The following is a 12,421-nucleotide window of genomic DNA, read 5'->3' as shown; positions in this document are numbered from 1 at the left end:
TTTAACGAGCGATTACTTCGCTTTTTCTCGGTTTAGGTACAGTAGTACAGCGTTCAACGACATGATGAAGACCAGAAGTACTACACCTGTAGCGTAAAGTGCGTTCGCGTGAACACCACTTGCGTAAGACATTTCAATAGCGATGTTTGCAGTTAGTGTACGAGCCGAATCAAGGATGCCTTCTGGCATTGCCGGCGCGTTACCCATAACCATGATAATCGCCATGGTCTCACCCAACGCACGACCGATACCCAGTATCACACCTGTCATGATGCCTGAGCGAGCCGCTGGAACGAGCAACTTAAAGATGGTGTAGATTTTCGATGCGCCCAGTGCCAAAGAACCTTCTTTATAAGTACGAGGGACAGCGCGGATAGACGTTTCAGATACCGTAATTACCGTTGGTAGAATCATCACACCAAGAACAATGATACCGGCAAGGATAGTATTACCTGCAGGTACATCAAATACCTTCTGAATCAATGGAACGATAATAACCAGACCGAAGAAACCGTAGACCACTGAAGGAATACCGGCTAGCAGCTCAACCGCTGGACGGATGATGTCTGCTAATCGCTTTGGTGCGATTTCAGCGATAAAAATGGCGGTCAGAACACCAATTGGAACCCCAACAATGACAGCACCAGCCGTCGATACGATAGATGCCACAATCATGGTGGCGACACCGTAAAGCGCAGGTGGTAACCAGTTTTGTCCTAAGACAATGCCCGATACGCCTGCTTCTTGGAATGCCGGAATACTCTCTCGAACGATGAAGTATGCAATAACGGCCAATGAAACAATGCCGATTACGGCACTCGTTAGGAACAAGCCGTGGAAGATGCGCTCTTTCCAGTCTACACGACGCTTCTCGCGTAGGCCTGACTTGCTGATAGCTCTAGCGTCAGTATTCATAAGCTTTTCACTATTTGTTGCGATGGTCATTTAAAAATCTCACGGTTCTGGGCAATGCCGTTGAACACAATGGATAGAAAAGGCTCAGCCCGAAACGTTGGGCTGAGCAAACTTTAGAGTCCCGATGGGATTAGTTAACTGAGATGTAACCTTTTTGGTCAACTAGCGCTTGCGCTTCGTCAGTTAGCATCCAGTCTAGGAATTTTTGCGTTTCTGTTGATGGCTTGCCTTCTTTGTAAAGAACAAGGAATGGACGCGCTACTTTGTAAGAACCGTTTTTAACGTTAGCTACCGTTGCATCAACGCCGTCGATTGCTAGCGCATTAACAGTGTTGTCTACAGTACCAAGAGAAATGTAGCCGATTGCGTATGGGTTAGATGCAACCATTGTTTTCAGTGCGCCGTTACCGTTTGCAACTTGAGCACGTTGAGAGATAGCTGATACCTTCTTACCAGAAATCTTCATTTTTAGAGACATGATGTCTTCAAATGCGCCACGAGTACCAGAAGCCGTGTCACGAGTAATGGCTACGATTGGCTTGTCTGCACCACCGACTTCTTTCCAGTTTGATACTTCGCCTTTGTAGATTGCAGTCACTTGCTCGGCTGTTAGACCTGGCAGTTTGTTTTGTGGGTTAACAACCACTGCGATACCATCACGAGCAACCACTTCTTCGATTAGTGTTGATTCTTTTTCAGAGTCTTTTAGATTACGAGAAGACATACCAAGGTCTGCTGAACCATTTTTCGCTGCTTTTACACCAGCTGAAGAACCAGGACCTTGAACTTCGATAAATACGTTAGGGTTCTTCTTCATGTACGTTTCAGAGAAAACTTCCATCAGTGGAGTTACGCTGCTAGAACCCACTGCAGAGATAGTTTCTTTAGCAGAAACAGGAGTCACTGCCATTGCGCCTAGAAGTGCGATTGCACCGATTACTGTCTTTTTCATCACAATTTCCTTAAGTGGCTTTATTGCCGTTGTGTTTCACTTGAACGGTGCTCACTTTAGAATTTGAATATGACAGTTGTGTTTCACTTAGTTGAACCCTCTATGACACGTTGTCATTTCTAACTATTAATTCCGCGACTTATCCCTCTCTCAATTTGAACGTAACGTTTTTATAAGTTGCCTCATGTTCAAGATGATAACCCCATCGATTTTGGTACATTTCATAACAATTAGATATGAGTAACTCATTGATTTGGCAAATATAACAATTAAAATCGAAATGCTTATTTATAAAAAAGATAATAATCAAACCGATAGAGGGTCAATCTCATGCGTCAATTTCTTAGTACGCTTTCTATTAAACTTCAGGTTTTTCTGCCTGTTCTATTCACAGTTATATTACTCATCATTGGACTGAGTGTCGGAATCGGTAAACTCGATCAAGCATTCAATAAGGTTTCGGCTTCCACCCATAAGCTAATCATTCACAAAGAGGAACTTAGCGGCATCGTAGACAACACTTACGCCATGCGCATCAAAGCCATTTATAGTCTATTTAGAGCCGAAGATGTTCAGTCTCTCAACCAAGAGCTTTCTGAGCGACAAAACAAAAACCGAGATTTTCTTAACTCCATCGACCATCTCCCTGGCGTTCAAAATGAAGTCAATGCTATGCGTAAGGCCATGAATCACTATGTTGATTTCACTCGCGTTACCATGACACCTCTGCTCACCACTAAACACTCTTCTGATTACACCACCTCTGATTTCAATCAAAAGTACGAATATGCAATGGCTGAGTATCGATTAGCTGGCGAAGCGATGATCAACGCCATCGACAAACTATCTAAACAATTGAATCAAATCGTCACCGATGAAGTCGAAACGAATGGCGAACAACATTCAACCACGCTAACTTACAGCGCCGTCTCGCTTGCGGTGATCTTGAGTGCCGCTTCACTTATTAGTTGGGTACTCGCCAGCTACATCGTTGCGCCGGTTCGTAACCTTCAAGTAACGATGCAGGAAGTCGCGAAGGGAAACCTACTAGTTAAGGCCGAAGCCATCGGGAAAAACGAAGTGTCTCAGCTGGCTCGAGATGTAAACCAGACCATAGAAAAACTGCGTGAAACTGTAAGCGCATTGGTTCGCATTAGTGAAGATGTGGCATCAGCATCAACCGAGTTAGCAACTGTTATGACTCAAAGCAGCGTCAACTCGGATCAAGAAAAGCAAGAAGTTGAGCAAGTAGCCTCGGCGATCAATCAGCTAGAGTCGACCGCAGCTGAAGTATCGACCAATGCACAAGAAGCCGATAGTGCATCAAATCAAGCACGTACGTTAACCTCACAAAGTATAAGCATGTTTGGGGAAAGCACTCGCGCAAGTGAAAAGATGGCGGAACAACTTAACGAAGCCGCTGCCGTCGTGACTTCACTAAAAGATCAATCAGAACACATTGGTCGCGTGATCGAAGTGATTGAAGGTATTTCTGAGCAAACGAATCTACTTGCACTGAATGCAGCGATTGAAGCTGCACGGGCGGGCGAAAGTGGCAGAGGCTTTGCGGTAGTCGCCGATGAAGTACGTATGCTGGCAGCACGAACTCAGGAGTCCACCAAAGAGATCCAAACCATTATAGAAGAGCTACAGCAACAATCTGGTCACGCAAATGAAAGTATGCATTCCAGCTTAGCCATGTTGTCAGACAACCAAGCTCTGACACAAGAAGTTAGCCAATCACTTGCTAATATCAGTAATGCTATCGCCGATCTGAACTCAATCAACACTCAAGTTGCAACCGCATCAGAAGAGCAGAAACAGGTCACGGCTGATATCAACAACAACTTAACGAACATCTATGAACTAGTGAGCCAGAAAGTAACTGGTATCACTCAATCCGCCGCGGCAGCGCAAGAGTTGTCTGGTTTAGCAGAAAACCAAAAACATCAGCTTAAGCAGTTCCAAGTTTAAATACTCTGCTCAACACGATAAGTTCCAAAGGTTAGAAAAGAAAAAGCTCCGCACTGGCGGAGCTTATTAACATCTGGATTCGTGAAAATCCAACGGGGTGATTACTCCTCGTCAGTAACCAGCAGAACAGAGGAAATGTTCGTTGACTCTAGTGGGTTCCAGTTGTAAACCTCACCATTAAATGAATCAAACACCATAACGTTTGAGCCATCACCGTTTGGTGTGTTACTCCAGATGTAACCAGCATAGTCACCCACCTCTAGCGTGTAGCCACTTGCGAATGCAGTGCCGTTCATCGCAGGGCTATGGCAAGCACGTTCTGTCAACGCGACTAACTCCTTAATGTTTGGTATGCGCCAATTCTTTTTGCCAGCGAAGTCATATAAAGCATGATTACCTGATTCATTGCGGATTTGCTCAGCGGTTGATAGCGCTAACTGCCATGACATCTTAGTCGCAGCGCCATCACAAGCTTCGTTTGCCGTATTCCACGTTGAACCAACAGGACAACGCATCCATGTTAGACCTGTTTTCAGGTCAGTTACGGTACCGCTCTCAGAATATGTATAACGCGTGTTAGGTGCCGTTTTAGCAAAGTCAGTAGAACACTCTTGTGCAGCCATTACAGTTTGAGAAGCCAAAGCAAGAGATAGTACAGTTATTAATTTCTTCATCTTATTGGCCCTTTACTGCTACTAGACGGATTGGGAATTGGAATGACGTGCCTGTGTCACGCTCTACTTTGTCAGAATAAATTTCAACAAAGCTTACGTGGCCACGGTCAGCGCCCTTCGCTGCAATCACTGCAAATTGAAGTGCACCTTCGTAGTTAGCAGGAGAGTAATTATTAAATGTGAAATCACTTAGCCAAATAGCACCTGAATTAACGTCTGGGCTGCCTTTACCCTGTTGAGGGAAGTAAGCTGTCGTCATACCATAGACATTGCCGTCGGCGTCTTTCTCTGTCTCACCTAAGTCTAGAACATCGTAGAACTCTTGGTATGTTGGTAGGCGCCAGTCACTAATGCCACATAGTGATTGCTTGTTTATATGTTCAACATATTGGCTTGTTGAACAGATGCCATCAGCAGCATCCACACAACCAACGACTTCAAGATCTTCGTAATACGGCTTAAATGTTTCAGACTCAAACGCAAATAGGCGATCTTTAAATTGAACCGAGCTCGCATCCGCACTCTTGTTTTCCCAAACAAGGCCAGTACGCTCGTCCATAGTACAAGCCCACTCAGTCGCATCTGCAGCTAAAGCTGCACCTTGTGAATCTAGCTTAACGAACTTAAAGCCAGCGCCTGTCGACGTTTGCTTGTCCTCTTTGTCGAAGCCGTATTCTGCATCTTGACCAGGGTAAGACGCTTGAACCTCAGCAACGTCTGCTGCTCCTTCAGCAAAATAAAGAACGGCGCCCGTATCGTTACTACCAACCGTTTGTTCAGCAACCGCTACAATTTCTTCAGCAAATGCACTTACTTCCGCTTCAGACAGAAGATCAGAGGCCAACGATTTACCTTGAAAGCTAAGATTTTGAGCAAGCAGCGCTACGCCTTTGATCATTTGCTTTGGTTGCATCGCAGCTAATAGCACAACCGTGTTTTGCTCTAGCTTGTCTAGCTCGCTAGCTTCTGCGTTAGACATCACCGTACCAGAAAGAGAAACGCCGGCATCGGCGAGTTGCGCTTTCACAATCTCTTCAGCTTGAGCAACGGTTTTACCGTCAATTACAAGACCCGCGAGCAACGTTGTTACACCATTGACCGTGTTACCCGTTGCTAAATTTTGACCCGGAGCCGCAAGACGCAACGTTTGGTTTGAACCTTGATCAACTTGAGCAAGAATGGTGCTGGTTAGTACGTTTTTGTCGCTTGAAGTCAGGCTAAATTTACCGGCATTATCCGTTTTAGCACTCGGTTCAGTGGAATCACAAACGTAGTTTTGGTTTAAATCGATACATACTGGCGTATCAAGAAGTGTACCTGCAGAAACGATGGTGCCAGCTACATCATAGGTCGGTGCCGACGTGTCACCACCAGAACCTCCGCCACAGCCAGCAAGGGCTAGTGACATAGCAACGAAAGAATATTGAAACTTCATAGATTTTATCTTCTTTTGATTTTAATTAACGAGAGCGAATCACTCTCACCATTGAAAGCAGGAAAAGTCCTAACAAGGTCCAAGGCGAACCACTGCCACCTGAACCACCGCCACTGCTTTCTTTAGTGGTATCAGCACTACACTGATACTGAGCAAAGTGACTCACACCCCACTCTTTCAACACCCCAGAGTTCCCTGACACGCGGTCAGACACTTCGAGACGCCAAGTACCCCAACTCGGTTGACCGACAAGTGCTTGTAACTCCTCGTCATACTGAGCGGTGAAGTAACCTTTAAATCCTTTGGTATTGCTTGATTGATGGCTAAGTAGCACGACCGATTTGCCTTGTGGAGACACTAGCGTCACTTGCAGATCTTGCAGTGAGTCATGTTCGATGTTCAGGTAAACCGCAAACGAATCATCAATCGTGCGTGACTTGTCCGATAGCGTCTGAGAGAACAGTCTGTCGCCCTGTTCCGGCAAAGCGGAGTTCACTGGTTGAGGCTGGATATCGAGCTCTGGCGTACCATTAACCAGCACCACCTTTTCACTCCACTGGTGAGTCTTTAGGCCTTCAGAAAATTGATAATCCAATGAAATAGAGGAATCGAATTGCGTGCCACATGTTAGACCGCTTGGTAACGCCACCTTCATTGAGGTCGAGTCAGAAAGCGTTTCATCAAAATCGAAAACAGATGCGTTGTTTAGCTGCCATTGCCCTTTGATGCTCGCTTCACGGCCAGTTTGGCTCAGGCTCAAACCAACGTCTTGACCTTGTGCGATGTATCGAGCGTCATAGCGAACACGAAGAGGCGCTTTAAGTAAGTTGTGTCTGTTGAAGCTGTCCGTCAGGAATTGGGCGTAGTCTTTATTTGGGAACAAGATGTTTGCGGCAAACACGGTCGACTCCGCCAGATCATGCATTTTCACGCCACGACCAATGCCGTACATGCCTTCAAGAACAATGGCGTCAAACTCGCGGAACACCCTATCGGTATCATCACCGTATCGTTCAACCGATGCTTTAAGCGCTTGAAACAGCGGCGTTGACCATAGCTCGTCACCTAGTTCACCGCCCACACTGACGTGCGCTGGATACTCTGAGCTTTCGAAGTAACGTGCTCTTTGGTTCCATAAGCTACGAGTTGTTTTGCGTGTTCCGAACACACCGTCCCAGTTGAACACCGTATCTAGCTCGAACTCTTGACCACGACGCGAAGCATCCAAATATTGAATGCGGTAGCTCGCGCTGCCCGCCCAGTAATCAGCAAAACCCTCTGCGATAGCACCAGTGTGACCGTACGCCCAATCCGGTACGATTTGGTAATGAATGCCATGCCCAAGCTCGTGTATCACCACATCAGCATCAACTGCATCCGGAGAAACACCACCGACACCTAGCATGAGTGCTTTCGGACCGTAATAGTAAGTAGAGTTATCTTTTGATAAACCGCGAGCGTCAAAACGAAGCGGTTCGTCAAACAAGTCGTAAGTCAGGCTTGTCAGATATTGGATCGAGCTATCAAGATGATAAAAAGCCATCAACTGTGGGAACGCATTGTCACCAAACTCGGTGCTTTGCATCTCATCAACACTGTCAAACGCTTGAACTCCTTCTGCGCTGAGAAAGTCCAACGTATCAAGCACAGGTGCTTCACCAGGTGCTGGGGCTGCAAATAAACCCGTCGCATCCACTTGCTTTAATCTTGGGTTAGAGAGATAGAACTTACCTCCCGACTTTAAAACCTCAATCGACTTGGTGACGTACTCGATCGGCTGAGGGTAATCGGACAGTGCTGACCACGTCGATTCTGGTGCCGCTTGCTGTTGCATGGTGCGAAGATCTGGGTTGAATAAAGAAACCTCAACATCAACCAGACTTCCAGAGCTCAGAGCAGGTGGCTCTTGTGCTTGCAGTTGGCGAGGCGATTCCAATTCCATTGCAACCGTTGGTTTACCGTTGCGAATGATCGTATCTTCAAGGCTCTTAAACACTCGCACAACGTGATGATTTTTATCGGTTGTTACTACTAGGGCACGCTGTGCTTGATATTCACCGTTTACCCAAACATCAAAATTGTAATGCTCACCAAGCTGAGACTGGGTTTTGTAACGGAACTTAAACTCGCCCGTTTCTGAGTAGTGGCTGTCTAGATAAGTTTTCGCTTGCGCTTCATTCGTTACCACAGAGTCCGTTGCGGGATAATCCCACTCTGCAGCCTGCGCCGCAGGGGTACAAGCAATAAGTAGTGAAAACGCCAATGGTTTTAGCTTCATGATTTCGTCCTAGAATTCGTATTTTGCATTTAGCGTGAAGTAGCGCCCAGGCTCAGTTGAGTAACGCTTACTTTCCTCAGCGATACCCGCTACGTCCTGGTATCGGATGTACTCTTTGTCGAACAAGTTGACGATGTTTGCGCTAACACGAAGGTCTTTGGAAACGTAGTAAGTTGCGCCAAGATCAAACGTATTCCACGCGCTTGTCTGAGCACACTCTGTCGCTAGACCAAGCGTGGTCTGGCATTTAGGAACGCGATCCATGGCAGCGGCCCAGTTCCAAGCCACGTAAGCGTTGAAGTCTTGGTTGGCGTATTTCAGTTGAGCGTTACCTTCGAATGGCGTAATGCTTCGAACGTATTCGCCTTCCGCGTCTTTGCCATCTACGTAGCCAAACTTAGTGCTGATATCCCATTGTTTGGTGAGCGCGTAACCCGCAGAAAGCTCTGCGCCATAAGTCTCTACGCCATCAAGGTTTTGGTACTGTTTGATGTAATTACCAGTGCTTGAATCAAAGCCTGTGGTCACAACATCGATGAAGTTTTCAAACTTGTTGTAGAACACAGACGCATAGACATACGCACGACCGTTATCGAACTTGTTACCGATTTCAAATGAGTCGGAAGTTTCAGCTTCTAGATCCATGTTTGGTGCAATGACAAACGGCGTGAGCGGCACAAAGTCGTGGCTTACGAAGCCATACGCTTTATCGTATTCCGGAGCACGGTAACCATGGTTATAAGATACATAAGCAATGTTGTTGGCAAACATTTCACGAGAAACCGACAGGCTTGGAGATACCTCTGAGCTATCCATGTCTTTTAATGGGAAGCCGCCCACTTCACCCGCACCGTCTGGCGTGAGACGGTGCGCATCAAAGCGTAGGCCACCTGTGATGGTCCATTTATCCAGTTCCACCATGTCTCGAACGTACAAACCAATGTTATAAGCACGAGCAGGAGCGAAAGGTTGTTTGGTCGAAGGTGTTACTCCGTTCCAATCAATCTTGGAGTCGCTATCTGTGCGTTCGTAATAGTCTGTAGAAAGCTCAACACCGTAAGCCAATTGGTGCTCAGCATTTGCTGCATAAATCGTATTGGTGAAATCGCCACGGAAGCCAATTGTTTCGTCAATGAAGGTTTTGTGTTCCAGCTCGCGACGCTTGGTGATCAAACCATTGTGATCCACTTGGCGCATTAAACGGTTGGTGTCTTCCACCACTTCGGTGTGACGCCAGTAAACTTTGGTATCCAACTCTTCGAACCAAGTTGGATTAATCGGAGTCACCTCTGCACCAATATAAGCGCTGTACTCTTCTGTGGTTTCATCCTCAGCAAAGTCTTCAATATGCCAAATTCCATCAGGTTGAATGGACGGTGAACCCTCCAAACGCTCTTGGTTCTGGGTGTAGAGTTCCGCTTTGGCTTTCAACATCACCTCTTCATTGAAAAAGTGGTTGATCGTATAAGCACCGCTGTAACCATCGAGATCGCGGTTATACAAATCTTCATCAAAGTTACGTGTCTCTTGTCCTTGCCAGTATGAAACGTTAAACAAACTCTCTGTGTCACCGGAACGGAAAGCTAGATTACTCGTGCCTTTGTACTTGTTGCTGATATCGGTGTAAGTACCGGAAACATCGGTGTAGAAGTCTTTGTCTTTTAAGAAATCACCCGGCTGACTGGATTCTAAAATCACCACACCGCCGATCGCGCCAGAGCCATGCACCGAAGAACTTGCCCCTTTAATGATTTGCAGCGATTCAAAATTGGATAAATCAAAAGTATCTCGCCCAACTGCATCATTAATGTCATTCGCACCGAAGCCATCCGCAGAACGAATGCCATCACGAACGATCATAATGCGGTTACCCGTCATACCACGGATGGTAATGTTTTGCGGACGTCCTGCACCGCCCGTCACGCTTACACCAGGTTCGTTACGCAGCACGTCATATAGCTCGGTCTCGCCTCTTTCTTCGATTTGCTCGTTTGTGATAACCGCGACACTACCTGCCACTTTTGACAATGGCTGATCGATTTTATTGGCGGTTACCACCACCTCTTCCATTGAGAAAACCTTAGATTCGGCGTGCACTTGACTGGCAGCAAGTACCAAAAGTACTGCCGCTGACACTGGGGTAAGCTTCATTTACTGCTCCGCTTTAGATGTTTTAATGAGTGATAGTAGAAATGCGTATTCTTTTGCTTGTTGTTCTTGCGCTTGTCGCGGGTCCATTTGGTGGCCCGAATTAAAATTAGTTTGCAACAAGTACGGCCCGTTGCGCTCACTTAACGCTGAAACTTTAGCGAGATACTTTGCGCCTTCCCAATATGGCACGCGCTGATCGATTAAACCGACTTGAACCAACATGGGTGGGTAAGCGTTTTTATGGATATTGAGAATCGGATCGTACGCCTTCATTAACGCCAATTGTTCAGGTTTGGTTGGGTTACCCCATTCGCCATACTGCTGTGTGGTAAGCGGAAGTGAGGTATCCGACATACTTGCAACCACATCAACAAAAGGCACTTTAAGTACGACACCTGAAAACAATTTAGGATCTTGATTAACCGCTCCGGCCACCAACGTACCACCAGCACTAGAACCGATGGCGAAAACCTCTCTATTGCCACGTTCGAATGTTTGCAGCGCCTTCGCGGCCGCGACAAAATCACCAATAGAATTGGCTTTTCGCACACCACGGCCTTGCTCGTGCCATTCATCGCCAAAGTACCCACCGCCACGGACATGGGCGATAGCGTAAATCACACCTTGGTCGAGTAAACTGATAACCTGAGGCATAAAGTACGGTTTCATCGTAAAACCATACGCGCCGTAACCGTAAATCAACACAGGAGATTGTGGGTGCAATTTGTCTTTGCGATACGCCAAAGAGACCGGGACAGAAACGCCGTCGTGCTTAATAAAAATACGTTGGGTTACATAACGCTGACTATCAAAGTCTTGGTAAGCATCTTGAGAGTACAAGGATTTATTCAGCGTTTTTACATCGAACTCTTCCCACTGAGGAGGCGTAGTCATCGACATGCTTCGGATACGAATTTTGTTTGATTCAAAATCGCCCAACGTGCTTAGCCAAGCGACATTACCATCGTGTTCCAATGGCAGTATCACTTTTTCCTGACCTTGGTAAGAATACACCGTCAAAGTCGACACATTGTTTGGCTTGCTAAGTGCCACAACTCCTGCATCATAAAGGTAGAACTGTTCAAGCGGCTCACGAGGATTGGTGAAGCGTTGCCATGTTGCGCCAAGCGGTGCGAGTTCGGCTTGGTAAAGGGCGAACTTTCCTTCAAAGTTGCTTTTCAGATAAATGTAACCTTTCGCCACATCCGCGTAATATTCCACACCCACTTCAGGCTTTCGCAATGAATCTGAGACAGTGCCCGTTTCTAGATCGACAAGCTTCTGCTCTGTTGTTGACTCGTTGTTGCTTTGCAGCACAGCATAACGGCTATCTGCCGCACGATAGAAAGAAAGTAACCAATCTGACTTGGGTTCATTCCATAGGACTGTTTTTGCCAAAGATTCAGTGGAGATACGTAAGATCTGATGAGGTCGCTGAGTGCGCTTTTCTTTTGCAACGAGGAATGCCACTTTCCCGTTAGGTGACAACAATACGCCACTATCGACGTGCGTCGCCAGTTCCGTAGATTGGCCGGAGAGTAAATCAACAACCACAGCACGATATTGTTCGCTACCGTCGATATCTTCCGTGAAAAGGAGCGTGTCACCATTCACTTGCCATTGACCAAGTTGGTAGTACTGATGCGCAGATTGTCGTTCATCGAAATCGAACACCACGTTTTCTGGTGCATGTTGACTCGCACGGGATAATAGTAAGTAACGACCATCGCGACGCGTTAGCGTCCACTCTCTTCCACTCATGATCGACCATGGCTTATCACCTTTGTCTGCCACCATGGTATCCCACTGCGTGAGTAGGTTTTTTGTCAACGTCTGATAACTTTTTTGGTGCTGTTCAGTTTTGTGGTTTTGTTCTGTTAGGTAGGTAAGAACTCGCTCATCTTTACGAGCATCATCTCGAAGCCAGTTGAAATCATCAGCAGCAAAGCCAGAACTAGAGGTAATTATGAGCCCTAAAAAAACATGAGTAAATTTCATATAGAGAGCGAATTCATTTATAGGATTAATACAATGGCGCGTAT

Annotated in this window: 8 protein-coding genes; 1 reads left to right on the top strand and 7 read right to left on the bottom strand. The window is 46.4% G+C overall.

Annotation, left to right across the window (positions count from 1 at the left end; genetic code table 11):
• Nucleotides 1-12: 12 nt before the first annotated feature.
• Both pstC and IJ23_RS15480 read right to left on the bottom strand, forming a co-directional pair.
• Complete coding sequence (pstC, locus tag IJ23_RS15485) at nucleotides 13-945, bottom strand: phosphate ABC transporter permease subunit PstC (RefSeq protein WP_005375154.1); 933 nt, start codon at nucleotides 943-945, stop codon at nucleotides 13-15.
• A gap of 100 nt (nucleotides 946-1,045) precedes the next feature.
• On the bottom strand, nucleotides 1,046-1,867 hold the full coding sequence (locus tag IJ23_RS15480) for a phosphate ABC transporter substrate-binding protein (protein WP_005375153.1): 822 nt from the start codon (nucleotides 1,865-1,867) through the stop codon (nucleotides 1,046-1,048).
• Nucleotides 1,868-2,197: 330 nt separating this feature from the next.
• Here IJ23_RS15480 and IJ23_RS15475 point away from each other — a divergent pair, with 330 nt between their 5' ends.
• Nucleotides 2,198-3,841: a methyl-accepting chemotaxis protein gene (locus tag IJ23_RS15475; protein WP_033906731.1), complete on the top strand. Its 1,644-nt coding sequence runs from the start codon at nucleotides 2,198-2,200 to the stop codon at nucleotides 3,839-3,841.
• A gap of 101 nt (nucleotides 3,842-3,942) precedes the next feature.
• On the opposite strand, the gene IJ23_RS15470 is transcribed toward IJ23_RS15475, so the two are convergent.
• The 5 genes from IJ23_RS15470 to IJ23_RS15450 are packed head-to-tail and all read right to left on the bottom strand — an operon-like array spanning nucleotide 3,943 to nucleotide 12,377.
• On the bottom strand, nucleotides 3,943-4,515 hold the full coding sequence (locus IJ23_RS15470; protein WP_017820503.1) for an Lcl C-terminal domain-containing protein: 573 nt from the start codon (nucleotides 4,513-4,515) through the stop codon (nucleotides 3,943-3,945).
• 1 nt (nucleotide 4,516) lies between these two features.
• Nucleotides 4,517-5,950, bottom strand: coding sequence for an Lcl domain-containing protein (locus tag IJ23_RS15465; RefSeq protein ID WP_033906729.1), 1,434 nt, complete (start codon nucleotides 5,948-5,950; stop codon nucleotides 4,517-4,519).
• Between the two features lie 25 nt (nucleotides 5,951-5,975).
• Nucleotides 5,976-8,228, bottom strand: a complete 2,253-nt coding sequence (locus IJ23_RS15460; RefSeq protein WP_033906728.1) for a proprotein convertase P-domain-containing protein — start codon at nucleotides 8,226-8,228, stop codon at nucleotides 5,976-5,978.
• Nucleotides 8,229-8,237: 9 nt separating this feature from the next.
• Nucleotides 8,238-10,379, bottom strand: a complete 2,142-nt coding sequence (locus IJ23_RS15455; protein ID WP_033906727.1) for a TonB-dependent hemoglobin/transferrin/lactoferrin family receptor — start codon at nucleotides 10,377-10,379, stop codon at nucleotides 8,238-8,240.
• Nucleotides 10,380-12,377 carry a prolyl oligopeptidase family serine peptidase gene (locus IJ23_RS15450; protein WP_033906726.1) on the bottom strand — a complete coding sequence of 666 codons (1,998 nt, stop codon included), beginning with the start codon at nucleotides 12,375-12,377 and terminating at the stop codon, nucleotides 10,380-10,382.
• Nucleotides 12,378-12,421 lie beyond the last annotated feature (44 nt).

The sequence above is a fragment of the Vibrio sp. OY15 genome, from assembly GCF_000742455.1.
GTDB lineage: Bacteria > Pseudomonadota > Gammaproteobacteria > Enterobacterales > Vibrionaceae > Vibrio > Vibrio alginolyticus.
This window is presented reverse-complemented; position numbering and strand designations above follow the sequence as displayed.

Excerpts from the sequence above, each read along its gene's own strand:
- pstC (WP_005375154.1), bottom strand. The coding sequence starts at position 945 with ATGACCATCGCAACAAATAGTGAAAAGCTTATGAATACTGACGCTAGA.
- IJ23_RS15480 (WP_005375153.1), bottom strand. The coding sequence starts at position 1,867 with ATGAAAAAGACAGTAATCGGTGCAATCGCACTTCTAGGCGCAATGGCA.
- IJ23_RS15475 (WP_033906731.1), top strand. The coding sequence starts at position 2,198 with ATGCGTCAATTTCTTAGTACGCTTTCTATTAAACTTCAGGTTTTTCTG.
- IJ23_RS15470 (WP_017820503.1), bottom strand. The coding sequence starts at position 4,515 with ATGAAGAAATTAATAACTGTACTATCTCTTGCTTTGGCTTCTCAAACT.
- IJ23_RS15465 (WP_033906729.1), bottom strand. The coding sequence starts at position 5,950 with ATGAAGTTTCAATATTCTTTCGTTGCTATGTCACTAGCCCTTGCTGGC.
- IJ23_RS15460 (WP_033906728.1), bottom strand. The coding sequence starts at position 8,228 with ATGAAGCTAAAACCATTGGCGTTTTCACTACTTATTGCTTGTACCCCT.
- IJ23_RS15455 (WP_033906727.1), bottom strand. The coding sequence starts at position 10,379 with ATGAAGCTTACCCCAGTGTCAGCGGCAGTACTTTTGGTACTTGCTGCC.
- IJ23_RS15450 (WP_033906726.1), bottom strand. The coding sequence starts at position 12,377 with ATGAAATTTACTCATGTTTTTTTAGGGCTCATAATTACCTCTAGTTCT.